We start from the raw sequence: 22,302 nt of genomic DNA, 5'->3' as shown, positions 1-22,302 counted from the left end.
AAATCAGACGAACCCGCCACGTTCACTCACTCCCACGTTTGCTAACTACCGTTAAGTAACTCGAAGGGTACGGGCGAGCCCCGGCCCCGGGCCAGGGCACGACTATGCTCGGGCAGGCATTCCGCCCGACGTCACTGGAGTACCGCATGGCCCTCAAGATCACCGTGATCGGCACCGGCTACCTCGGCGCCACCCATGCCGCGGCCATGGCGGAGCTGGGCTTCGAGGTGCTCGGCCTGGACGTCGTCCCCGAGAAGATCGAGCTCCTGTCCTCCGGGCGCGTCCCGATGTACGAGCCGGGGCTCGAGGATCTGCTCGCGAAGCACGTGGCCGGCATCGAGGGATCGACCGGCCGGCTGCGCTTCACCACCTCCTGGGAGGAGGTCGGCGCCTTCGGCGACGTGCACTTCGTCTGCGTGAACACTCCGCAGAAGCACGGCGAGTACGCCTGTGACATGAGCTACGTCGACGCCGCCTTCGCCTCCCTCGCCGCGGTCGTCCGCGAAGGGGCCCTGGTCGTCGGCAAGTCGACCGTGCCGGTCGGCTCGGCGGAGCGGCTCGCGGGCCTGCTGCCCGAGGGCGTCGACCTCGCCTGGAACCCCGAGTTCCTGCGGGAGGGCTTCGCCGTCCAGGACACCCTGCGCCCGGACCGCATCGTGGTCGGTGTGCAGGGCGAGCGCGCCGAGAAGACGCTGCGCGAGGTGTACGCGGTCCCCGTCGGTCAGGGCTCGCCGTTCGTGGTGACCGACTTCCCGACGGCCGAGCTGGTCAAGACGTCCGCGAACTCCTTCCTCGCGACCAAGATCTCCTTCATCAACGCGATGGCCGAGCTGTGCGAGGCCACGGGCGGCGACGTCGCCAAGCTGGCGGAGGCCATCGGCCACGACGACCGGATCGGCGCCAAGTTCCTGCGGGCCGGCATCGGCTTCGGCGGCGGCTGCCTGCCCAAGGACATCCGGGCGTTCATGGCCCGGGCGGGCGAGCTGGGCGCCGACCAGGCGCTGACCTTCCTGCGCGAGATCGACTCGATCAACATGCGGCGGCGCGGCCAGATGGTGGAGATGGCGCGCGAGGCGCTCGGCGGGTCCACCTTCCTGGGCCGCCGGGTGGCCGTGCTCGGCGCGACCTTCAAGCCGGACTCGGACGACGTCCGCGACTCCCCCGCGCTGAACGTGGCGGGCCAGATACACCTCCAGGGCGGCCAGGTCACCGTCTACGACCCGAAGGGCATGGAGAACGCGCGCCGCGTCTTCCCGACCCTGGGGTACGCGGAGACGGCGCTGGACGCGGTGCGCGGGGCGGACGTGGTGCTGCACCTGACCGAGTGGCGGGAGTTCCGCGAGCTCGACCCGGCGGAGCTCGCCTCGGTCGTCTCCTCGCGGGTGATCCTCGACGGCCGCAACGCCCTCGACGGCGAGCGGTGGCGTGCGGCGGGCTGGACCTACCGGGCGATGGGCCGCCCGCGCGCCTGAGGCGACGAGCCCACTGGGCCCGAGGCGACGAGCCCGCGGTCCTGAAGCGACGAGGAGGAGGGGCGCACCGCCGTGGCGGTGCGCCCCTCCTCCGTGCGTACGGTCGGGCCGTACGTACCGTCAGGCCGCGGCCGGGCGGATGCGGTTCGTCCGCGCCAGGAACTCCGTCTCGCGCAGCGCCCTGGTGACGTTGGCATGGGCGAGTCCGACCAGGTCCTGGGCGGGCCAGCCCCGGCGCAGGAGCTCCGCGAAGAGCGGGACGTAGCCGTGGGCCGGGGCGGTGGTGTGGGAGACGCCCGTGGAGCGCGGCCCCACCTCCGTACGCACACGGTCGAGGACGTCGGCGTCGGCGGCCGGGTCGTCCGTGACCGTGACCATGACGACGGCGCCGTTCTCGCCGAGGAGCCGCAGCACGTCGTCCGGGAGTCCTTCCGGCGCTGCCCTGGTCAGCAGGGCCGGGGCCCGGGTGACCGCGAGGGTGCGGCGGACCGTGTCCTGGTCGGCGCCGGAGAGGTCCACGGCCAGGCCGAGCCGGTTCATCTCCCGTACGGCCTCGCGGGCGAAGCGGTCGAAGCGGGTGAGGTTCACGGCCCGTACGCCCAGGGCGTGGTAGGCCCGCAGGGTGGCGGCCGAGCCGCCGAGCGCGGGCCAGCCGACCGGGCCGAGCAGGGCGGCGACCCGGCCGCAGTTCCCGGCGTGCGCCATCTCGGACGTGGTGTGCACGAGGCGCAGGTCCTCGGGGCAGGCGGCGACGAGGGCGCGGATCGCGTCGATCCGCCGCAGCGTGCCGATGACGCCCTCGTCGGTGTCCACGTACAGGGACCAGAACTGCGCTCCCGCCTCCCCCGCGCGAACGGGTGGGAGGTCCTCGGTGTCGAGGGACGGGGGCAGTTCGGTGTGGCCCTCGACGACGGGCTGGGCGGCCAGGATGGCGCGGGCCCGGGCCGTCTCGTCGAGCGGGGGTGGGGGCTCAGGGGGATCCAGCGCGCCGACTGCGGCGGGGGCGGCAGAGAGGGGGGAATGGTCGTCGAGATCTGCCATGGTGCTACTCCGAACTCGGTGATGCAGTACCGCCCTGCCGAGAGCGGCGGGGCAGTACCGTCCACCGTGCCACCGGCCGGGGGCCGGGGCTCGGCGGAGTAGACCGTCCGGGTGAGTCGCGGAGGGCAGTCCCGGCGCCCTGGACCGGTCCTCGGCCGGCCCTCGGTCAGTCCTTGGTGGCCCACACCCATTCGAGCCCGAAGCCGTACGCCTGGTCGATCAGCTGCTGGTTGCTCAGCCCGTGGGCCGGGGTGAACCAGCGGACCTCGCGCCGCACCGACAGGCCGCCCTCGCCCGAGTCGATCAGCGCGATCGCGCAGGCGGTCGCTCCCTGTGGGGCGTCGTCGAGCAGGATCCGGAAGCTCGCCGACGGGGCCGTGACCGTCACGGCCGCGCCCAGGCTCCGGAAGTCCACCGCTCCCTCGTAGACGTAGGTGTAGACGAGGAGCCGCCGGATGCGGGACCGGTACTCCAGGTGTGTCCGCAGGGTCTCCCCGTCCGAGGACGCGCCGCTGCGGTCGTCCTGGTCGAGCTGGACGTACGGGGGTGCGGTGAGCGCGCCGAAGGAGTTTCCGAGCGCCTGCACGGCCTCGCGGGTGCCGTCGGCGAGTTCGACCAGACAGCCGAGGTCGAGGTCCGCGCCGGTCGACGCCGACCAGTTGAGGTTGGCCTGGAGCACTCCGCGCCCGGCCACCAGGCCTCGGGGGGCCGCCTTGGTCAGGAGGGTGTCGGTGCGGCGGGCCGGGGTCTTCCCGGGCGGGCGGGCAGGGGTCCTCTCCGGCGGACGCGAAGGGGTCGCCTCGGGCGGACGCGCGGGGGGCCTCTCCGGCGGACGTACAGGGGTCTTCTCCGGCGGACGCTGCGCTCGTTCCTCGGCCGGTGGGCGCACCGGGCGGTCGCCGGTCGCCGGCTTGAGACGGATGACTCCACGACGGCGATCGTCGCCCACGACCACTCCCCCTGAATGCGCACTTCACCTGTGCGCACACTAACCGCCCCTGGGCTACGATGCGTTCCCATCCGGGGGTTCGAGGGTGCCTCATCAGCGCTGGGGAGCGCGAGGCACCGGCTGTCGCGGCCCCTGTTCCTTCGCGTGGGGGTGGGCATGCCCGTCGGGGCTTCGGCGAATCGTCATCAGATAGCCCGGGAGATCGAGGAGTTCTCACGCGAGGCCGCCCTCGCGCCTCGGAGCGAGGAACTCCTGGAACTCTGCCGGGCCTTGAGGGCGGCGGACAGCGACACCCGTCCCCTGGACCCGTGGACCGAGCTCGATCTGCTCCAGGCCTACGCCCGCCCCGAGAGCATCACCCACGGCGCCTCCAAGCCCGAACACCCGGCGTGGGGCTGGCTGGAGGCACTCCTCGGCGGTCTGGTCTTCATCCCGCTCGCCCTGACCTGGCTGGGGCTCACCCAGGCGTCCAGCGCCTACGGGGCGTTGACGGGCGCGGACCCGAAGGCCGCCGCCCGGCCCTTCCTCCAGCTGTGGCAGTCCGGCTTCGAAGGCCATCTGACGGGCTTCTTCACCTTCGGGCACGTCGCCGGGACCGCGACCGTCGCGATCCTCGTCCTCCTCGCCCTCGTCCTCCTGCACGGCTGGCGTCGCGCGGGGATCTCCCGCCGCGAGGCGGAGGCCGAGCGGCTCACCGACGAGCTGCTGCGCCGGCTCGTACCCTCGCTGACCCGAGCGCAGCTCCTGCTCAACTCCTACCGGCTGTCCTCTCCCCGCCGTTTCACCGCGGAGTTGACGCAATCGGCCGAGACGCTGAACCGGCTCGGCGACCGCGCGGCTTCGACCACGCAGGAGCTCTCCCAGGCGGCCCTGCTCGTCGCCGACTCGCTGGACAAGGCGGAGAAGCGGCTCGCCGGGGTCGACACCTCGGTCCGCCCGCTGGAGTCCGCCGCGACCCGGATCGAGGAGGCGGTACGGGGCGGCGGGAAGGACGTCGAGGCCGCGGTGAGCGGCAGCGGGGTCATGATCCGCAAGGCCCTGGAGGACGTACGGGGTACGAACGGCGAGGTCAAGGACGTCCTGGAGAAGGCCGGGGAGCGGGTGGAGGACTCCGTGACGGCGCTGGCCGCGGCGCAGCGCTCCTTCACCACCGGCATCGAGGTGACGGGAGACCTCTCCGCGCAGGTGCTCGGCAGGCTCACGGAGGTGGTGGAGGCCTCGGTGCGCGGCAGCGCCGACGCCCAGGCCCTCGTCGGCCGGTTCGCCGACCAGGCCGACGCCCTCGGGCTGGTGGCCGAGCGGCTCGGGAAGGCCGTCGAGGCGCTGCACTCCGCGCTCGACACCGTCGGACGGGACACCGGGCGGGATGGGGGCCGGGATGCGGGGCGGGACGTGCTGCCCGCGCCCCGGCGGCCCGCCCCGACGGACCGGGCCGACGTCCGGTGAGGGCGCCCCGCTTCAACCCCCTGCACCTGGCGGGCTGGCTCTTCGCCGACATGCTGCTCGTCCTCGCGCTGGTCGCGATGGGCGACCAGGGCGACCCCCAGGCGGCCGCCCGGCCGGGGAGCTCCGCGACGCCGAAGCCCGGCCCCTCGAAGAGCCAGAAGCCCAAGGGGCCGCGTGCGGTGACCCGTACACCGGTGAAGGTGTCCATCGACGCGAGTCCAGGGGACCGCGCCGAGATCCTGGCGCGGCTGAAGGCCGCCACCGCGCGGTACGAGGGGCGCCAGGCGGCCTTCGTCCTCACCTTCGGGCGGCACTCCGACCCGGGCACCGGCGGCGCGTACGCGGGCGAGGTCAACTCGCTGCTGGCGAAGGCCCGCCCGGGCATGTTCAAGGGCGCCACGACCCGCGACTTCTGGAAGGGCGGGGCCTCCGGCGGCCACGCCGACATCGAGATCTACTTCTACACGTACTGAGCGGCCACCGACCGCCTCACCGGAGGGATGAGACCCCATGCAGATACTTCCGTTCTACCTGCTGTGCGACGAGTCGGGTTCGATGGCGGGTGACAACGTCGACGCGCTCAACACGACGCTGCCCGAGCTGCACCACGAGATCAGCACCAATCCGACGGTGGCCGACAAGACCCGGTTCTGTCTCATCGGCTTCTCCACCGAGGCCAACGTGCTCCAGCCGCTGGTCGACCTCAGCGACATCGAGGAGGTCCCGGCGCTGGCGGCCGGCGGCCTCACCTCCTTCGGCAACGCCTTCCGCACGCTGCTGCGCTGCATCGAGACGGACGTCGCCGCGCTGAAGGCCGAGGGGCACGAGGTGTACCGGCCCGTCGCGTTCTTCATGTCGGACGGCATCCCGACGGACGACGACTGGCCGCAGGCGTACAAGGAGCTGACGGAGTCCCGCTTCTGCCCGAAGATCATCGCCTTCGGGGTCGGCGACGCGGAGGAGTCCACCATCGCGCAGGTGGCGAACTTCCGCGCCTTCATCCAGCAGGACAGCAACGTCTCGCCCGCGGCGGCGCTGCGCGAGTTCGCCTCCAGCCTGACCCGGTCCATCGTCCGCTCGGCCAGCAGCATCGCGGCCGACGGCGGTTCCGACTTCACGCTCAGCGTGGAGGAGACCGTGCCCGGCTTCGCGACCGTCTCGCTCGACAAGCTCTGAGGGTGGACATGGAGCAGGAAACCCCATCGACGTCCGTGCCGCCCGTGACACCCGTGACACCCGTGGCACCCGTGGCGGCGTCGGCCCCGTCGGCCGCTGTCGACGGCACGCCGCCGGCCCTCCGGGCGGAGCCCACCACGGAGGAGATCCCCAAGGCTCGGAGCCCACGGGCCGAGGCCCCCGAGGCGGCGGGTTCAGGGGCGGAGGTCGCCGCTGCGCAGCAGACCCCGCGCCCGGTGCCGCCGACGCTCGGAGTCCCGGCTCACAGCGGGCGCAGACCGCCGAGCTATCCGCCGGTGCCGCAGGGCAGGCCCCGGGTGTCGGACGATCCCACCGCCGCCGTCCTGCCCGACATCGTCCTGGACGGCGCCGCCTACCCGCCGCTGACGGTGCGGGCCGCCTCCGTCCGGGGCGACTCCCACCGCTATCACGGTGAGCCCCGTCAGGACTCGCTCGGTGTGAGCCTGCTCGGCGAGCCCGGCCCCGGCGAGCTCCTCATGCTCGCCGTGGCCGACGGGGTCGGCTCCGCCTCCCTCTCGCACGTGGGGTCGAGCAGCGTGTGCCGCTGGGCCGCCTGGGCCTTCGCCCATCACGCCCAGGAGCTGTACGAGGCGCTGGCCGCCGGCGCGGCCGCCCGCTTCGCCGAACTGGCGACCTTCGTGGTCGAGCGGCTCGCGGACAAGCTGGCCCGCAACGCGAAGAGCCGGTCGCACGACCCTGCGAGTCACGCCACCACGCTGCGCGTGCTCCTCGTCCCGCGCGATCCGTCCATCCGTACCCGAGGTCTGCTGACCGTGGGCGACGGCGGCATCGCGCTGCTCCGGGACGGGCGCTGGGACCTGGATCCCGGCGGGACCTCCGAGGCGAGCGGGGCCGGGGACGGGGTCATCGACACCCGGACCGCCGCGCTCCCCCTGTCCCGTACCGCCGAGACGAGGCTCCTGACCACCCGACCCGGCGACGTCCTCGTCCTCTCCACCGACGGTCTGTCCACGCCGCTGGCGGGCGAGTCCGAGATGCGGGAGTTCTTCGGCTCCGCCTGGGGCGGCGGTTCCGTGCCCGAACCCGCCGACTTCCTCTGGCAGTTCCAGTACCGGGTGAAGTCGTACGACGACGACCGCACGGGCGTCGTGCTCTGGGAGGCCCTGCCGTGACCGCGCAGGACGGGGCCGACGTCGAGCAGTCCCTGCTCACGCTGGTGCGGAAGCTCGCGACCGGCGGGCAGGGCGAGGTCCACGAGGTGGGCGGCCCCGGGGAGCTGCTCTTCAAGCGGTACCTGGAACCGCAGAAGGTCGACGGGGCGGCGCTCGCCGCCCTGGTGACGCTGCGCCAGGGGCTCGCCCCCGCCGAGGTCCGGCGGCTGGACCGGGAGACGGCGTGGCCGCTGTGCCGGGTGCTGGACGGCGGCCGGGTCGTGGGCTTCCTCATGCGCCGGGCGCCCGACGCCATGTCCTGGCGGACGGGCAAGGGCGACACCCGGCTCATCGAGCTGTCCTACCTGCTGCGCCCGCCGAAGGCGGCCTGGCAGGCGGTGCCGCAGCCCGCGCCGGCCGAGCGGTACGCGCTGGTGGTGGCGCTGGTGGAGCTGTTCGGGTGGCTGCACACGCTGGGGCTCGTCGTCGGGGACCTCTCGCAGGCCAACGTCCTGTGGTCGCTCGATCCCGGCCCCGCCGTGCACCTGCTCGACTGCGACGGCGTACGGATCACCGGCAGGCCCCCGGTCCTCGCGCAGGCCGACACCCCGGACTGGCTGGACCCGAAGGCGCCGCCGGGGGTGGTGAGCATCGACAGCGACCGGTACAAGGCCGCGCTGATGATCGGCCGGGTCCTCGCTCAGGACGCGTACGCCACTCCCGAGCAGCCCCTGAAGCCGCTGGCCGGCGTCCTGGACGAGCGGCGGGCGGCGGCCGTGGGGCGGTTGTGGGGGCTCGCGGGCGGGGCGTACGGCACACGGCCCGACCTGGGGCAGTGGCGTACGGCGCTGGCCGGACGGGACACGATCAAGCTGCTCGCCGCGCAGCCCGCGCCGCGGCCCGTGGTGGACCGCTCGCGGTTCGACGGCGGGTCGCGCCGCGAGCGGGGCACCATCAGCCTCCGGGACACTCCCTAGCGGGCGTCCGTCGTGTCGATCGTCGCGTTCGACGGGGACGTGCGGGAGCGGAGGTCGCGGGAGACCGCTTCCGCGTCGCGGAGGGTGCGGACCGCGTTGGACCAGGTCAGCTTGGCGAGGTCCGGGTGCGACCAGCCGCGGTGGAGGAGCTCCGCGATCAGGTTCGGGTAGCCGGCGACGTCGTCGAGGCCGGCCGGGGTGAAGGCCGTCCCGTCATAGTCGCCGCCGATGCCGATGTGGTCGATGCCGGCGGCCTCGCGCATGTGGTCGAGGTGGTCGGCGACCGTGGCGGCGGTGGCGATCGGGCGCGGGTTCTCCGCCTCGAAGGCGCGGTGCAGCTTCATCGCGTCGGCGGTGGTGTCGAGGTGGTCGAAGCCGTGCGCCCGGAGGTTGTCGTCCGCCCGCGCGGTCCACTCGACGGCTGCGGGGAGGATGAACTTCGGCACGAACGTGGCCATCGCGATGCCGCCGTTGGCGGGCAGCCGCTCCAGGACGTCGTCCGGGATGTTCCTCGGGTGGTCGCAGACCGCCCGGGACGAGGAGTGCGAGAAGATCACCGGCGCGGTCGAGGCGTCGAGCGCGTCCCGCATGGTGGTGGCGGCGACGTGCGAGAGGTCGACGAGCATGCCGGAGCGGTTCATCTCGCGGACGACCTGCCGGCCGAAGGCGGAGAGCCCGCCGACGCCCGGTTCGTCGGTCGCCGAGTCCGCCCAGTCGTTGTTGTCGTTGTGCGTGAGCGTCATGTAGCGGACGCCCAGGGCGTGCAGCGCGCGCAGGGTGGCGAGGGAGTTGTTGATCGAGTGGCCGCCCTCGGCGCCCTTGAGCGAGGCGATACGGCCCTGCTCGCGGGCCGCCTCCATGTCGTCCGCCGTCAGGGCGGGGGCGAGGTCGGCGGTGTACCGCTCCAGGAGCTGGTCGACGATGTCGATCTGCTCCAGGGTCGCGCTGACCGCGTCGTCACCGGCGAGCCGGCAGGGGACGTAGACCGACCAGAACTGTGCGCCGACGCCGCCGGCCCGCATCCGGGCGAGGTCGGTGTGGAGCGCGCCGGTCTGGTCCGCGCCGATGTCCATGCGGTCCAGGTCATAGCGGACGTTTCCCCTCGCCTTCGGCTGGGGAGACCCCAAACGCAGCGCCCACGGGAGGTCGTTGTGGCCGTCGACGACGGGGTGGCCCGCGAGCAGTTCGCGGGCCTCCTCGAGGCGCTCGGCGGCGCTCACTTGCCGAAGCCGAACGAGTCCGCGCCCTCGACCTTGGCCCGCAGGCGCTTGCCCTTCTCCGTGGCCTGGTCGTTGAGCTCCTGGAGGAACTCGTTCATCCGGGCGAGCAGGTCGGGGTCGTGCGCGGCGAGCATCCGCACCGCGAGCAGGCCCGCGTTGCGCGCGCCCGCGACGGAGACGGTCGCGACGGGGACGCCGGCCGGCATCTGCACGATCGAGAGCAGCGAGTCCATGCCGTCGAGGTACTTCAGCGGCACCGGCACGCCGATGACCGGGAGCGGGGTGACGGAGGCGAGCATGCCGGGCAGGTGGGCGGCGCCGCCCGCGCCCGCGATGATCGCCTTCAGGCCCCGGCCCGCGGCCTCCTCGCCGTACGCGATCATCTCGCGGGGCATCCGGTGGGCGGAGACGACGTCGACCTCGTACGGGATCTCGAACTCGTCGAGGGCCTGGGCCGCGGCCTCCATGACGGGCCAGTCGGAGTCGGATCCCATGACGATGCCGATGACGGGGGCGGTGGCGGTGGCGTGGCTCGTGCTGCTCACTCGGTGATCGTTCCTCGCAGGTATCCGGCGGCGTGGCGCGCGCGCTCCAGCACGTCGTCCAGGTCGTCGCCGTAGGTGTTGACGTGCCCCACCTTGCGGCCGGGCTTCACGTCCTTGCCATACATGTGGATCTTGAGCTGCGGGTCCCTGGCCATGCAGTGCAGGTACGCGGAGTACATGTCCGGGTAGTCGCCGCCCAGGACATTGCACATCACGGTCCACGGGGCACGCGGCCGCGGATCGCCGAGGGGGAGGTCGAGAACCGCACGGACGTGGTTGGCGAACTGCGAGGTGATCGCGCCGTCCTGGGTCCAGTGGCCGGAGTTGTGCGGGCGCATCGCCAGTTCGTTGACGAGGATGCGGCCGTCCGTGGTCTGGAAGAGCTCGACGGCGAGGTGGCCGACGACTCCCAGCTCCTTGGCGATGCGGAGCGCCAGCTCCTGCGCCTGCCCGGCGAGTTCGCCGTCGAGGTCGGGCGCGGGCGCGATGACCGTGTCGCAGACGCCGTCGACCTGACGGGACTCGACGACCGGGTAGGCCACGGCCTGGCCGTGCGGGGAGCGGACGATGTTCGCCGCGAGCTCGCGCGTGAAGTCGACCTTCTCCTCGGCGAGGACCGGGACACCCGCGAGGAACGGGTCGCGCGCGTCCTCTTCCGTACGGACGAACCAGACGCCCTTGCCGTCGTAGCCGCCGCGCACGGTCTTGAGGATGATCGGGAAGCCGCCGACCTCGGCCGCGAAGGCCACGGCGTCCGCCGGGTCCGCGACGATGCGGTGGCGCGGGCTCGGCGCGCCGATCTCGTCGAGCTTGGCGCGCATCACCCCCTTGTCCTGGGCGTGCACCAGCGCGTCGGGCCCCGGCCGGACGGGGATGCCGTCCGCCTCCAGGGCCCGCAGGTGCTCCGTGGGGACGTGCTCGTGATCGAAGGTGATCACGTCACATCCGCGCGCGAAGTCACGCAGCGTGTCCAGGTCGCGGTAGTCGCCGATGACGACCTCGCTCACCACCTGGGCCGCGGAGTCCTGCGGGGTGTCGCTGAGGAGCTTGAACTTGATACCGAGGGGGATGCCCGCCTCGTGGGTCATACGCGCGAGCTGACCGCCGCCGACCATGCCTACTACGGGGAACGTCACCCTCTTAGGGTATCCGCACCATCAGGGAACACTCTTCCGCCTGTGGTTTGCGACAAGGACAGCGCAGGTGGGAACCGGGTTTGCCCGTGGTTTGCGAGGTACTCGGGCGGGTCACAGGGGGGCTGGTTAGCATGGTTGGGTTGACGTCGCCCGGACGTCACCCGGACGGACGGGACAGAGCCATCACCATGAGTGAACCCGGCGCGCTGCGCATGCGACTCAACGGGCTCTTCCGTGAGGTCGCCAAGTTCGGGGCAGTGGGGGCTGTCGGTGTCCTGGTCGACCTCGGGGTGTTCAACCTCGTACGGCACTTCTCGGATCTGCCGGTCGTGCGGGCCAGCATCATCGCCACGCTGGTCGCGATCGCCTTCAACTACGTGGGGTTCCGTTACTTCACGTACCGCGACCGGGACAAGAGCAGCCGCACCAAGGAGATGTCGCTCTTCCTCCTCTTCAGCCTGATCGGCCTGGTGATCCAGAACGGTCTGCTGTACGCGGCGACGTACGGCTTCGGCTGGGACGGTCCGCTCGCGAGCAACATCTTCAAGTTCTTCGGCATCGGCGTCGCGACCCTGTTCCGCTTCTGGTCGTACCGCACGTGGGTGTTCCGCGCGCTGCCCGCGAAGGAGGCCGTGCAGGCCGCCGAATCGTTCCTCGAGCAGCCTCCGCACCAGGTGCCCCGCCGCCAGCCCGACCGCGTCTGAGCGACGTACCGCGCCCCTGCCGACCGGCTGACCGGCCCGTTCACCGTACGGGGCGCTCCCGCGACTCGTCCGAGACGCTCCTGACCTCTCGGCTCAGGAAGAGCGCGAAGACCGGCGGGTGCTGCTGGAGGAGTTCCAGTCGCCCGCCGTCCGCCTCCGCCAGGTCCCGTGCGACGGCCAGGCCGATCCCCGTGGAGCTGCGGCCGCTCACGGCCCGCTCGAAGATCCGCGCGCCGAGGTCGGACGGGACGCCGGGGCCCTCGTCCGTGACCTCGATCACCGACTGGTTGCCGGTGACCCGGGTCCGTACGGCGACGGTGCCACCGCCGTGCATGAGCGAGTTCTCGATCAGCGCCGCGAGGACCTGGGCGACCGCGCCCGGGGTGCCGACGGCCCGCATCCCCTGCTTCCCCGAGTGCACGATGGCCCGTCCCGCGCTGCGGTAGGCCGACCGCCACTCCTCCAGCTGCTGCTTGACGACCTCGTCGAGGTCGAAGGCGACGGCGGAGCCCGTACGGGGGTCGCGGGAGTTCGTCAGGAGCCGTTCGACGACGTCGGTGAGCCGCTCGACCTGCGTGAGCGCGATCGTCGCCTCCTCCTTGACCGTGTCCAGGTCGTCGGCGAGGGCGACCTCCTCCAGGCGCATGGAGAGGGCCGTGAGGGGCGTACGGAGCTGATGCGAGGCGTCGGCGGCGAGCCGGCGCTCGGCGGTGAGCATCCGGGCGATGCGCTCGGCCGAGGCGTCGAGGACGTCCGCGACCCGGTCGAGCTCGGGCACCCCGTACCGCTTGTGCCGGGGCCTCGGGTCGCCGGAGCCGAGGCGCTCGGCGGTCTCGGCGAGGTCGGTCAGCGGGGACGCCAGCTTGTCGGCCTGGCGTACGGCGAGGAGGACGGCGGCGATGACGGCGAGCAGCGCCACCGCGCCGATGATCAGGAGGGTGCGGCCGACCTCGGCGGTGACCGTCGAGCGGGACTCCTCGACGACCACGGTCTCGCCGCGCTCGCCCTCGGCGAGGCCGCGGATGACGTCCCCGGTGGGGCGGCTGCCGATCTCGATGGTGTCGCGGCCGGGGATACGGATCTGCGCGTACCGCTTGGCGCCGCTCTGCTCGGCCAGGATGTCCGGGTTCACCGGCTCGCCGCCGATGAGCCGGCTGTCGACGATGGAGACGATCCGCAGCGCCTCCGAGTCCACGCTCTCCTGCGCGCTGCTGGAGATCGTGCGGGTCTCGACGATGACGAGCGAGACGCCGAAGACGCCGATGACGACGAGCACCACGGCGAGCGTGGAGTTGATCAGACGGCGACGCAAGACGCTTCCTAGCTCTTTTCGAAGCGGAAGCCGACTCCGCGCACGGTGGCGATGTAGCGCGGGTTGGCGGCGTCGTCGCCGAGCTTCTTACGGAGCCAGGAGATGTGCATGTCGAGGGTCTTGGTGGAGGACCACCAGGTGGTGTCCCAGACCTCGCGCATCAGCTGGTCGCGGGTGACGACCCGGCCGGCGTCCCGGACGAGGACCCGGAGCAGGTCGAACTCCTTGGCCGTGAGCTGGAGCTCCTCGTCGCCCATCCAGGCGCGGTGCGACTCGACGTCGATCCGGACGCCGTGGGTCGAGGGCGCGGCGACGGGCTCGCTGGAGCCGCGCCGGAGCAGGGCCCGGACCCGGGCGAGGAGCTCGGCGAGGCGGAAGGGCTTGGTGACGTAGTCGTCGGCGCCGGCGTCGAGCCCGACGACGGTGTCGACCTCGTCCGCACGCGCGGTGAGGACCAGGATCGGGACCGCGTGGCCCTCGGCGCGCAGCCGCCGGGCGACCTCCAGGCCGTCCATGCCGGGCAGCCCCAGGTCGAGTACGACCAGGTCCACTCCGCCCTGGAGTCCGGCGTCGAGGGCGGTCGGACCGTCCTCGCGGACCTCGACCTCGTATCCCTCTCTCCGCAGGGCGCGGGCCAGCGGTTCCGAGATGGATGCGTCGTCCTCGGCGAGCAGTACACGGGTCATGGGGTGATGGTAGTCCGCACGGCCACCGGGCCGTGGCGGGATCCGTCCGACCCGGGTGACCCCTGGGGATCCTGTGGCCATCCTGCTCATGACCTTCGAATGGCCTTGCGTGGTTGCGCTGCCGCCTGTGATCCATCTCTCAAGTCCTTCCATATCCGGCACTGTCGTGTCGTATGGTGGCGAGACGTCTGTAGCGGTAATCGGGGACCTTTGGCCAGCTTCGTGCGGCAAGGTCCTCTTTCTGCGTGAGGTCGGCTCAGCCGAACTCGAAGACGGTGAACGACCTGTGGGCCGGGTTCCGGGACGCGATGACGCGCCTCCCGGGGCGTGGATCCCGGTGGAGTCCAACGGCTCCGCCGGTGCCGGCCTCCCCCACCGGGCGCACCCCGCTCACAAGGCGAGCGTCCCGACAGAGCAAGGATCGACATGGCGTCCAGCCTGACGACGGCTTCGAACGGAACCTTTGATTCCGGGAAGACGTTCCTCGGCCACCCCCGCGGCCTGGCCACCCTCTTCTTCACCGAGATGTGGGAGCGCTTCTCCTACTACGGCATGAGGGCTCTTCTCGTTCTGTACCTGGTCTCCGGCGGCGCGGACGCGGCCACGGGCAGCCAGGGCGGCGGCCTCGCGATGACCGCGGCCACGGCCACGGCGATCTACTCCGTGTACGTGTCGATGGTCTACCTGATGGCCATGCCCGGCGGCTGGTTCGGCGACCGCGTCTGGGGCGCCCGCAAGACCGTCACCATCGCCGGCTTCGTGATCATCGCCGGTCACGTCTCGCTGGCCCTCCCCGGCCAGGCGATGTTCTTCGTGGGTCTCGCGCTCGTCGCGGCAGGCTCCGGTCTGCTCAAGGCCAACATCTCGACGATGGTCGGCCACCTCTACGACGGCCCGGACGACCCGCGCCGTGACGGTGGCTTCACGCTCTTCTACATCGGCATCAACCTGGGTGCCTTCGTGGCGCCCTTCGTCGTCGGCACCCTCGGCGAGAAGGTCAACTGGCACCTGGGCTTCGCCCTCGCCGCCGCCGGCATGGCGCTCGGTCTCGCCTGCTTCCTGTCCTTCAGCAAGAGCCTGAGCCCGACGAGCAGCCTCGTCCCGAACCCGCTCTCCGCCGAGGAGAAGAAGCGGATCCTGGTCAAGGCCTCGCTCGTGGTCGCGCTGGCCGCCGTCTTCTACGGTGTCGTCGTCGGCCTCGACCTGTTCACCCTGAACTGGGCCCTGGTCCCGCTCACCCTCGCCGGCCTGCTCATCCCCGTCGCCGTCCTCGTCCGCATCAAGCGCGACAAGGACCTCGACAAGACCGAGCAGTCGAAGATGAACGGCTACATCTGGTTCTTCGTCGCCGCCGCCATCTTCTGGATGATCTACGACCAGGGTGGCTCCACCCTGTCGCTGTTCGCCGACGACAAGACCGGTTCCATCTTCGGCTTCGACCCGTCCGCCACCTGGTACCAGTCGCTCAACCCCATGTTCGTCATGGCGCTGGCCCCGGTCTTCGCCTGGCTGTGGCTGTGGCTGGCTCGTAAGAACCAGGAGCCGAACACCATCGTGAAGTTCGCGATGGGTCTGGTCCTGGTCGGCGCGTCCTTCTTCGTCTTCATCGTCCCGATGGGCATGGCGGGCGACGGCACCATGGTCTCCCCGATGTGGCTCGTCTCGATCTACATGATCCAGACCATCGGTGAGCTCTGCCTCTCCCCCGTCGGCCTCTCCGTCACCACGAAGATGGCGCCGAAGAAGTACGCCTCCCAGATGATGGGCGTCTGGTTCCTCGCCGTCACCGCAGGTGACTGCACCACCGGTCTGCTCTCGCTGGCCGGGGTGGACCTCAACGGAACAGGGATCATCGCCCTGCAGGCGGCCCTCGCCGTCGGCGCCGGCTTCGCGGTCTTCATGTACCGCAAGAAGGTCCAGGCGATGATGGGCGACGTCCACTGACGCCCCGCTCCGTACGCGCCTGAAGGCCGCCGCACCGGTTCCGGTGCGGCGGCCTTCGCCGTCATGGGCCGTCTCAGCGCCTCAGCCGCGCCCACGGTGTGAAGGTGAACACCGCGCCGCCGATGAGGATGACCGTGCCCGCGACCAGGGCGAGGGCGCGCAGGGCGCCGTCGCTCTCGGCGCCCGTCTCGGCGAGGTTCTCACCGGAGGAGCCACCGGAGGCCGTGCTGCCGCCGCCGGAGGCCGAGCCGGAGCCCGAGGTGCTCGAACCGCCGTCCGAGCCGCCGCTCGCCCCGCCGGCCTGCTTGCTCGTGTCCAGCTCCAGGGAGACCGGGGCGGTGCCCTTGACCTGGCAGGGGATGTCCATCTTCGCCGAGCCGAGCGTGACGTGGATGGTCAGCGCGCCCGCGCTGAGGGTGGACTTCCCGGTCGCGCCGGGCTTGTACGTGCCCTTCATGTCCTCCAGGCTCACCGGAGCGCCCGCCGCGACCGCGGTGGGGTTGGGGGCGCCGGTGACCTTCACCGTGCCGCTGTCGGCCCCGCCGATCTTCACGACCATGGTCGGGACGAGGGCTCCCTTGGGGAGGGGAGCGGGGCTGTCCATGACGCCCTTGGCCGTCTTGACCGTGAGGTCGTAGACCGCGCCGTTCTTCTTGGCGCTGATCGTCACCTTGGAGCTGATGTTCGGCGGACCGGGGGACTGACAGGCGAAGGCGACGGCGACTTCCTTGCCAGGGAAGTCGGTCTGGCCGCCACCGGAACCGCCGCTGCCGCCGGAGGCGGAGCCGCTGCCCGAGGTGGAGCTTCCGCCGGAGGTGCTGCCGGAGGAGGTGCTGCCTGAGGTGGTGCTGCCGCCCGCGGAGGACGCCGAGCCGCCCGTACCGCCACTGGAACTGGCCGCCGCGCCGCCCGTGTGGCCGCCGTTGGTGGAGGTACCTCCGGACGTGGTGGTGCTGCTGCCGCCCGAGGTGGTCGTGCTGCTTCCACCGGACGTGGTCGTGCTGCTCCCACCCGACGTCGTCGTACTGCTCCCGCCACCCGAGGTCGTCGTGCTCGCGCCACCGCTCGACGTGCCGGAGCTGCCGGAGCTGCTGCCGCCCCCGCCCGCCGTCACCTTGATCGTCGCGGCGACCGGGACCGCTTCCTTTGGGGTGCACTTCGTGTCCGTCGACAGCGGCTTGGACACGTTGATCGTGTACTTGTCGGGCGTCAGCGTGATGTCGCCCGCCTTGTCCAGCTTCAGCTTCCCCTTCATCTCGGGCAGCACCATCGCGCTGTTCTTGGGGATCGGCGGGTTCTTCCGCGGCCCCTCCATCGCGACGGTGCCGCTCCCCGCGCCGCCCACGGTGAGGACACCGCTCGGCTTCACGGTGTCCGCTCCGAGGTCGAGCACGTCGGGGTTCTTCGAGGCGGCCTGGACCGTCTTCCAGACGATCTCGACCTCGTCGCCGACCTTGGCCTCCGCCGGTGCGGTGATGAGCACCTTCGTGGTGCCCTGCACCGGCGGGAGCCCGGAGATGGGCGGGGGGACGCACTCCGTCTTGTACGAGACCTCGGCGGCCTGTGCGGGGCCGGCGGAAATCAGGATCCCCGCGCCGCCGAGCATCAGCGCGACACCGGCCGCGCTCATCCTCCGTTGCGTACTCACGCATGTCCCTTCGTCGTCGGACTGCTCTCTGGCGCTGACGGTGCGGAGTCAGGGCTGAACCACGGCAGGACCGTGGTCGGTTCGTCGTCCCTCGCGTCCCGGGTGACGGGGGCGGGGACGGACGTGCGGGTACGGCGGCGCGGTGCGGCCGTACGGGGAAGGCGCGGGCCCCGGCGTCCGGCCGGCGGGCCTCCCGCGGCGGGGCGTCCGGTGGCCGGCCTGGCGCGGTCCACCACGGCCATCCCGATCCGGAACAGCGCGGCCGGCACGACGACGGCGAGCAGCACCCAGAAGAGCGTCACGCCCCAGGGGCGGCCCACCCCCCACGGCTGCTCGACGAGGACCTTGCCCGCGTACCGCACGGAGAGCTGGTAGTCGCCGTGCGCGCCCGCCGTGAGCTCGGCCGGGAGCCGGATCAGGGCCTTCTTGCCGGGTTCGATGGTGCCGCGCCACTGGCGTTCCTCGTACTGCGGCGCGAAGACGCCGTGGCTCGTGCCGACCTCGAAGACGGGGTCCTTGACGGTGGCCGAGCCGAGGTTGCCGACGGTGAAGACGACCTCGCGGCGCGGCGGCGCCCCGAACCAGACGAGGAGGCCGCTGGAGCCGTCGAGACGGACGGCCGCGAGGACGGCGAGCCGTCCGTTGCCCGAGGGCTCGGGGAGCGGAGCCGTGGGGTGCCCGGCGACCGCGAACTCCTTGTCGACCGCGTCCTGCTGGCCGGTGACTCCGGCCACGTGCACGACGCAGGGGCAGGGCTTGGGCGGTTCGGCGACCGGGAGCTTCGCGCTGAACGCGCCCCTGGCGTCGACGGTGGCGGCCCGGCCCTCGCTGTTGGCGCAGGAATTGGTGCCGCCGATGACGCCCTTGCCGGGGGCGGACTGGCCGCAGATCAGGAGCATGAGCAGCGCGCCCGGTTTCCAGCCGCTGCCGCTGACGGTGATCGTGCCGCCCTTGCCGCCCTCGGTCTCCGAGAGCTCGACGACGGGCCCGGGCGCGGCCGTCGCGGTGACCGCGGGCGGCAGCGCGAGGGCGAGGGCCGTGAGCAGGGCTGTGACCAGGGCCGCGGCCGTGCGCGACCGTCTCGTCGGCCTCATGATGTCGCTCCCGTCGACGCTTGCGGGGTACGGGTACGGGGACCCACACCCGTACGGCTTCCGGCCCTGCCCCGCCGCCGTACCGCCCAAGCGCCGCCGCCCGCCGCCGCGAGGAGCAGCCCGGCCGCCCCCGCGAGGGCGGGGAGCTCGGCGAAGGCGGCCTCGGTGCGGGCGGTGGCGGAGGGCGCGCCGGGGGCGCCGGCGGTCAGCCGGACGGTGACGGAGTCGAGGGCGGGCGGGTCGGGCCAGGGTTCGGTGCGGGTGGCCCGCTCGCCGGGGCGCAGGGTGAGCGGCAGGGCGCGCTCCGGCCGGTCGAGGACCGTGCCGAGGAGGCCCTCGGCGCGGACGGCGAGGGTCGGGGCGAGGACGGTCGTGCCGCGGTTGACCAGGGTGTAGCGGAGGGCGCCGGTGGCCTCGTCGACGCGGACGTCCTCGACGGTGAGCGCGGCGAGGCGCGGGCCGCTCACCCGCAGGTGCAGCTCCACGCTCAGCTCGCGTCCGGCGGCCGTGGCGCGCACGGTGCCGCGGTGGTCGCCGGGCGGGGTGTCCGCGGTGACGGTCACGGCGAACGGCACGTCCGCCCGGGTCCTGGCCGGCACGGTGACGGTCCGCGCGGCGAAGGCCACCGGCGCGCCCTCCCCCGCGAGTCGTACGGTGAGCGGCCGCGCGCCCGGGTTGGTCACCGACAGGCTGTCCTGGAGGACGCTTCCCGCGGGGCCTTCCAGATAGGCGTACGGCCGTCCGGCGGCGGGTGCCGCCGTCCAGGCCTGGGCAGCCGGGGGTGCCGCCGCGACCGCGCCGAGGAGGGCGGCCGCGGCGGCGAGGAGCCCGGAGCGTGTCGCCGCCGCCCGCATCAGCGTGCCGTGCGCCGCGTGAGCCAGAGGACTCCGGCGGCGCCGGTCAGCAGGACGGTTCCGCCGAGGGTCCCGAGGGCCATGGCGGAGTCGAGCGGGCCGGTCTTGGGCAGTTCGGACCCGGAGCCGTCGTCGTCGCCGTCGTCGTTCCCGGCGGGCGGGTCGGCGTCGCCGCCGGAGAGCCCGGTGACCTCCAGTTCGAGCGAGGGCGCGGGGTTGTTCTTCGGCTTGCACTCGGCCGCGTCCATGCCGAGGGCGTGCACGATGAGCGTGCCGGCCGTGAAGGTGACCTTGCCGTTCTTCGTCGGCGTGAACGTCCCGGTCAGCGTGCCGATCTTGATCGGGGTGTCCGGCGGGATGGCGGCCGTGTTCGGCGTGCCCTTGACCTTCACCGTGCCCGACGCGGCCCCGCCGAGGACGAGCTCGGCGCGCGGGGTCATGACGCCCTTGCCCAGCTCGATCGGGCTGTCGGAGACGCCCTTGTCGAAGGACATCGTGATCGTGTAGCCGCTGCCGCTCTTGACGGCCTTGATGTCGACGGGCGAGACGGCGTCCTTCGGGCCGATCTTCGTCACGCACGCGTAGTTCACATCGACGACGGTCGCCTGGGCGGCCGGTGCGGCGGTCAGCACGGTGGCGCCCGCCACCGCGACCGCCGCCGTGAGACCGGCGGCCGTTCTCCTTCGGTTCGGCACCTTGGACACCCGAGCACCCCTCACCGCAACGTAACTGACGGTCTTTCAGATTGGCCGTCAAGGTACGCCCGGGGCCTTGCGGAGGGAAGGCAGAGGAACCGGTGAACTTGTGAAAATGCCAGGGGGTGTCTTGTCGATCAGGCCGGATCAGGGAGCGGGGCCTGATCGGCAAGACACCCCCCCTAGGCGGGAGCGGCGAGTTCGGCCCAGACGGTCTTGCCGGGGGCGCCGGGGGTGCGGTCGATGCCCCAGTCCAGGCAGAGGCGCTGGACGATGAACATGCCGTGGCCGCCGGGCCGGCCCGAGCGGTGCGGGGTGCGGGGTGCGGGCTGGCCGGCGCCGCGGTCGGTGACTTCGAGGCGTACGACCTGGGGGCCGCGCAGGACGCGCAGCCGCTCGGGGCCCTCGGCGTGCAGGCAGGCGTTGGTGACCAGTTCGGAGACGACGAGCAGGACGTCCTCGGCGGCGGCCCTGCGGTCGGCGGTGGCGGCCGGGAGCCAGCCCCACTCCGTGAGCGCCGACCGCGTGAAGTCGCGGGCGAGCGGGACGGTGCCGCTGGTCTCGCCGAGGGCGAGCGTACGGACGTCGGAAGCTTGGTCCATCAGCGCTTCACCTCACCGATTGACGAGACAGAGGGGTGGTACGTACGGAGCGATCGGGCCCGGCGGGCTCAGCCGGGGAGGGCCGTGCCGAGCGTGTCGTGCAGCGTGAAGACGGCCTCCGCGCCGGTGATGTGGAACACCCGGGCGACCGCGGGCCGCATCGCCACCAGATGGACCCCGCCGCCCGCCGCGTCCGCCCTCAGCCGGGCGCCGAGCAGGACGTTGAGTCCGGTCGAGTCGCAGAAGCCGAGGCCCGAGCAGTCGACGACGAGCCGCGACCGGCCCGCGTCGAGCGCGGAGTCGAGTGGCGCACGCAACAGTTCGGCGGTGTGGTGATCGAGCTCACCGACGGGAATGAGGAGTTCGCTCCTCCCGTCCACGGTCCGGACCTCGACCCGCAGCCGCGCGGGCTGCGCGCTGCCGATGTGCTGGCGGTCCATGGCCGTGCCTCTTCTCGCTCTCGCGGGTGCCGACTGACGTGCCTCGAACCCTACAAGCGGGGCCCCCTCTCGCGCACCCACCGCCCACACAAACCCACCCAAAGCGGATTATTGGCACTTGCAACCATCGGTGTCCACCAGGTAGGGCTAGAGGGCAACACCTGACAGGACACCCGACACGACCGGCCTCGGAGGCGCCGCAAACCGCAGCAGAAGACCTATGAAGGAGACTCATGTCACCCCGGCTCGACGCCCCGCGTACCCCCGACGCGCCGTCGGCGGTCATCCCCCTCGACCACCTGCCCGACGGGCCCCTCGACCGCATCGGCGCGGTCGACGCGCGCGCCCTCTCGAAGCAGCTCTTCGCCCGCCTCTCCGAACTGGAGGAGGGCACCCACGACCACGCGTACGTCCGCAACACCCTCGTCGAACTCAACCTGGCTCTCGTGAAGTTCGCCGCCGCCCGGTTCGGCAGCCGCAGCGAGCCGATGGAGGACATCGTCCAGGTCGGCACGATCGGCCTCATCAAGGCGATCGACCGCTTCGAACTGACCCGCGGCGTCGAGTTCCCCACCTTCGCGATGCCGACGATCATCGGCGAGATCAAGCGGTTCTTCCGCGACACGTCCTGGTCCGTGCACGTCCCCCGCAGACTCCAGGAGCTCCGGCTCGACCTCGCGCGGGCCGGTGACATGCTCGCCCAGCGCCTCGACCGCGCCCCGACCGTCGCCGAACTCGCGGAGGAGCTCGGGATCTCCGCGGAGGAGGTCGTCGAGGGCATGACCGCCAGCAACGCGTACACCGCGAGCTCGCTCGACGCCAAGACCGAGGAGGACGAGGCGGGCAGCGGGGACACCACCCTCGCCGACCGCATCGGATACGAGGACGGCGGGCTCACCGGGATCGAGTACGTCGCCTCCCTGAAGCCGATGATCGCCTCGCTGCCCGCCCGCGACCGGCTCATCCTCTCCCTCCGTTTCGTCTCCGGCATGACGCAGTCGGAGATCGGCACGGAGCTCGGGATCTCGCAGATGCACGTGTCCCGGCTGCTCTCCCGGACCCTCGCCCGGCTGCGCCGCGGTCTGACTCTGGAGGAATGACCTCCACGGGCTCCCCCGAACCGCCAAAATGGCCCCGGAAAGGGCCCGTTCACGGTCGACCGACCCGGAACGGGCCCCTTTCGTACCACCACGTACGACCACCACGTACGACCGCGCGGCCGGCCCCT

At 72.2% G+C, this 22,302-nt stretch carries 22 protein-coding genes; 9 read left to right on the top strand and 13 right to left on the bottom strand.

Annotated elements, in window-relative coordinates; genetic code table 11:
* Positions 1-146 precede the first annotated feature (146 nt).
* Positions 147-1,472, top strand: a complete 1,326-nt coding sequence (locus SGA01_RS27890) for a UDP-glucose dehydrogenase family protein (RefSeq protein ID WP_141299542.1) — start codon at positions 147-149, stop codon at positions 1,470-1,472.
* Positions 1,473-1,592: 120 nt separating this feature from the next.
* Here the strand turns inward: SGA01_RS27890 and SGA01_RS27885 are convergent, their stop codons facing one another.
* Both SGA01_RS27885 and SGA01_RS27880 read right to left on the bottom strand, forming a co-directional pair.
* Positions 1,593-2,513 carry a membrane dipeptidase gene (locus SGA01_RS27885; RefSeq protein ID WP_141299540.1) on the bottom strand — a complete coding sequence of 307 codons (921 nt, stop codon included), beginning with the start codon at positions 2,511-2,513 and terminating at the stop codon, positions 1,593-1,595.
* 166 nt (positions 2,514-2,679) lie between these two features.
* Positions 2,680-3,462, bottom strand: a complete 783-nt coding sequence (locus tag SGA01_RS27880) for a tellurium resistance protein (RefSeq protein ID WP_229918503.1) — start codon at positions 3,460-3,462, stop codon at positions 2,680-2,682.
* Between the two features lie 156 nt (positions 3,463-3,618).
* Here SGA01_RS27880 and SGA01_RS27875 point away from each other — a divergent pair, with 156 nt between their 5' ends.
* Genes SGA01_RS27875 through SGA01_RS27855 form a run of 5 tightly spaced genes read left to right on the top strand, consistent with a single transcriptional unit; the run spans position 3,619 to position 8,194 of the window.
* The gene (locus SGA01_RS27875; RefSeq protein WP_141299538.1) at positions 3,619-4,908 is read left to right on the top strand and encodes a methyl-accepting chemotaxis protein; all 1,290 of its coding nucleotides are present in this window, start codon (positions 3,619-3,621) and stop codon (positions 4,906-4,908) included.
* Entirely contained in the window at positions 4,905-5,381 is a 477-nt protein-coding gene (locus SGA01_RS27870; RefSeq protein ID WP_141299536.1) for a hypothetical protein, read from the top strand. Before SGA01_RS27875 ends, SGA01_RS27870 begins: the two co-directional genes overlap by 4 nt.
* Positions 5,382-5,418: 37 nt before the next feature.
* Positions 5,419-6,084, top strand: a complete 666-nt coding sequence (locus SGA01_RS27865; protein ID WP_055643135.1) for a vWA domain-containing protein — start codon at positions 5,419-5,421, stop codon at positions 6,082-6,084.
* A gap of 53 nt (positions 6,085-6,137) precedes the next feature.
* Positions 6,138-7,238: a protein phosphatase 2C domain-containing protein gene (locus SGA01_RS27860; RefSeq protein ID WP_167534196.1), complete on the top strand. Its 1,101-nt coding sequence runs from the start codon at positions 6,138-6,140 to the stop codon at positions 7,236-7,238.
* Complete coding sequence (locus SGA01_RS27855; RefSeq protein WP_141299532.1) at positions 7,235-8,194, top strand: hypothetical protein; 960 nt, start codon at positions 7,235-7,237, stop codon at positions 8,192-8,194. Before SGA01_RS27860 ends, SGA01_RS27855 begins: the two co-directional genes overlap by 4 nt.
* On the opposite strand, the gene SGA01_RS27850 is transcribed toward SGA01_RS27855, so the two are convergent.
* From SGA01_RS27850 to SGA01_RS27840, 3 genes are read right to left on the bottom strand one after another with little or no spacing between them, the layout of a single operon-like run.
* Positions 8,191-9,414, bottom strand: coding sequence for a dipeptidase (locus tag SGA01_RS27850; protein WP_141299530.1), 1,224 nt, complete (start codon positions 9,412-9,414; stop codon positions 8,191-8,193). The two genes, SGA01_RS27855 and SGA01_RS27850, sit on opposite strands and share 4 nt — an antisense overlap.
* A complete protein-coding gene (gene purE / locus SGA01_RS27845; protein ID WP_055646252.1) occupies positions 9,411-9,908 on the bottom strand; it encodes a 5-(carboxyamino)imidazole ribonucleotide mutase in 498 nt (165 codons plus the stop codon). Before purE ends, SGA01_RS27850 begins: the two co-directional genes overlap by 4 nt.
* A gap of 47 nt (positions 9,909-9,955) precedes the next feature.
* Positions 9,956-11,095 (bottom strand): 5-(carboxyamino)imidazole ribonucleotide synthase, encoded by a 1,140-nt coding sequence (locus SGA01_RS27840; protein ID WP_141299528.1) that lies wholly within the window; start codon positions 11,093-11,095, stop codon positions 9,956-9,958.
* Between the two features lie 188 nt (positions 11,096-11,283).
* Here SGA01_RS27840 and SGA01_RS27835 point away from each other — a divergent pair, with 188 nt between their 5' ends.
* Complete coding sequence (locus tag SGA01_RS27835; protein ID WP_141299526.1) at positions 11,284-11,799, top strand: GtrA family protein; 516 nt, start codon at positions 11,284-11,286, stop codon at positions 11,797-11,799.
* A 40-nt stretch (positions 11,800-11,839) separates the two neighbouring features.
* Here the strand turns inward: SGA01_RS27835 and SGA01_RS27830 are convergent, their stop codons facing one another.
* On the bottom strand, positions 11,840-13,111 hold the full coding sequence (locus tag SGA01_RS27830; protein ID WP_141299524.1) for a sensor histidine kinase: 1,272 nt from the start codon (positions 13,109-13,111) through the stop codon (positions 11,840-11,842).
* 8 nt (positions 13,112-13,119) lie between these two features.
* Positions 13,120-13,797 carry a response regulator transcription factor gene (locus SGA01_RS27825; RefSeq protein ID WP_055643128.1) on the bottom strand — a complete coding sequence of 226 codons (678 nt, stop codon included), beginning with the start codon at positions 13,795-13,797 and terminating at the stop codon, positions 13,120-13,122.
* A gap of 426 nt (positions 13,798-14,223) precedes the next feature.
* On the opposite strand from SGA01_RS27825, the gene SGA01_RS27820 reads away from it, so the two are divergent.
* Entirely contained in the window at positions 14,224-15,741 is a 1,518-nt protein-coding gene (locus SGA01_RS27820; RefSeq protein WP_141299522.1) for a peptide MFS transporter, read from the top strand.
* A gap of 73 nt (positions 15,742-15,814) precedes the next feature.
* Here the strand turns inward: SGA01_RS27820 and SGA01_RS27815 are convergent, their stop codons facing one another.
* The 6 genes from SGA01_RS27815 to SGA01_RS27790 all read right to left on the bottom strand — a co-directional run bounded on the left by SGA01_RS27815 (position 15,815) and on the right by SGA01_RS27790 (position 21,074).
* Entirely contained in the window at positions 15,815-17,371 is a 1,557-nt protein-coding gene (locus SGA01_RS27815; RefSeq protein WP_141299520.1) for a hypothetical protein, read from the bottom strand.
* Between the two features lie 14 nt (positions 17,372-17,385).
* Positions 17,386-18,483 carry a neocarzinostatin apoprotein domain-containing protein gene (locus SGA01_RS27810; RefSeq protein WP_141299518.1) on the bottom strand — a complete coding sequence of 366 codons (1,098 nt, stop codon included), beginning with the start codon at positions 18,481-18,483 and terminating at the stop codon, positions 17,386-17,388.
* Positions 18,480-19,337, bottom strand: coding sequence for a COG1470 family protein (locus SGA01_RS27805; RefSeq protein WP_141299516.1), 858 nt, complete (start codon positions 19,335-19,337; stop codon positions 18,480-18,482). Before SGA01_RS27805 ends, SGA01_RS27810 begins: the two co-directional genes overlap by 4 nt.
* A complete protein-coding gene (locus SGA01_RS27800) occupies positions 19,337-20,032 on the bottom strand; it encodes a peptidase (RefSeq protein WP_141299561.1) in 696 nt (231 codons plus the stop codon). Before SGA01_RS27800 ends, SGA01_RS27805 begins: the two co-directional genes overlap by 1 nt.
* A gap of 182 nt (positions 20,033-20,214) precedes the next feature.
* Positions 20,215-20,634, bottom strand: coding sequence for an ATP-binding protein (locus tag SGA01_RS27795; RefSeq protein WP_141299514.1), 420 nt, complete (start codon positions 20,632-20,634; stop codon positions 20,215-20,217).
* A gap of 68 nt (positions 20,635-20,702) precedes the next feature.
* Positions 20,703-21,074, bottom strand: coding sequence for an STAS domain-containing protein (locus SGA01_RS27790; RefSeq protein ID WP_141299512.1), 372 nt, complete (start codon positions 21,072-21,074; stop codon positions 20,703-20,705).
* Positions 21,075-21,307: 233 nt separating this feature from the next.
* On the opposite strand from SGA01_RS27790, the gene SGA01_RS27785 reads away from it, so the two are divergent.
* On the top strand, positions 21,308-22,174 hold the full coding sequence (locus SGA01_RS27785; protein ID WP_141299510.1) for an RNA polymerase sigma factor SigF: 867 nt from the start codon (positions 21,308-21,310) through the stop codon (positions 22,172-22,174).
* Positions 22,175-22,302: the final 128 nt, after the last annotated feature.

Origin of the sequence: Streptomyces gardneri (assembly GCF_006539185.1) — a bacterium.
Taxonomy (GTDB): domain Bacteria; phylum Actinomycetota; class Actinomycetes; order Streptomycetales; family Streptomycetaceae; genus Streptomyces; species Streptomyces gardneri.
The sequence above is the reverse complement of the archived record's forward strand: the minus strand, read 5'-3'. Positions and strand labels throughout refer to the sequence as shown.

Excerpts from the sequence above, each read along its gene's own strand:
- SGA01_RS27875 (WP_141299538.1), top strand. The coding sequence starts at position 3,619 with ATGCCCGTCGGGGCTTCGGCGAATCGTCATCAGATAGCCCGGGAGATC.
- SGA01_RS27825 (WP_055643128.1), bottom strand. The coding sequence starts at position 13,797 with ATGACCCGTGTACTGCTCGCCGAGGACGACGCATCCATCTCGGAACCG.
- SGA01_RS27885 (WP_141299540.1), bottom strand. The coding sequence starts at position 2,513 with ATGGCAGATCTCGACGACCATTCCCCCCTCTCTGCCGCCCCCGCCGCA.
- SGA01_RS27790 (WP_141299512.1), bottom strand. The coding sequence starts at position 21,074 with ATGGACCGCCAGCACATCGGCAGCGCGCAGCCCGCGCGGCTGCGGGTC.
- SGA01_RS27890 (WP_141299542.1), top strand. The coding sequence starts at position 147 with ATGGCCCTCAAGATCACCGTGATCGGCACCGGCTACCTCGGCGCCACC.
- SGA01_RS27795 (WP_141299514.1), bottom strand. The coding sequence starts at position 20,634 with ATGGACCAAGCTTCCGACGTCCGTACGCTCGCCCTCGGCGAGACCAGC.
- SGA01_RS27835 (WP_141299526.1), top strand. The coding sequence starts at position 11,284 with ATGAGTGAACCCGGCGCGCTGCGCATGCGACTCAACGGGCTCTTCCGT.
- SGA01_RS27865 (WP_055643135.1), top strand. The coding sequence starts at position 5,419 with ATGCAGATACTTCCGTTCTACCTGCTGTGCGACGAGTCGGGTTCGATG.
- SGA01_RS27810 (WP_141299518.1), bottom strand. The coding sequence starts at position 18,483 with ATGAGGCCGACGAGACGGTCGCGCACGGCCGCGGCCCTGGTCACAGCC.
- SGA01_RS27815 (WP_141299520.1), bottom strand. The coding sequence starts at position 17,371 with ATGAGCGCGGCCGGTGTCGCGCTGATGCTCGGCGGCGCGGGGATCCTG.
- SGA01_RS27820 (WP_141299522.1), top strand. The coding sequence starts at position 14,224 with ATGGCGTCCAGCCTGACGACGGCTTCGAACGGAACCTTTGATTCCGGG.
- purE (WP_055646252.1), bottom strand. The coding sequence starts at position 9,908 with ATGGGATCCGACTCCGACTGGCCCGTCATGGAGGCCGCGGCCCAGGCC.
- SGA01_RS27805 (WP_141299516.1), bottom strand. The coding sequence starts at position 19,337 with ATGCGGGCGGCGGCGACACGCTCCGGGCTCCTCGCCGCCGCGGCCGCC.
- SGA01_RS27785 (WP_141299510.1), top strand. The coding sequence starts at position 21,308 with ATGTCACCCCGGCTCGACGCCCCGCGTACCCCCGACGCGCCGTCGGCG.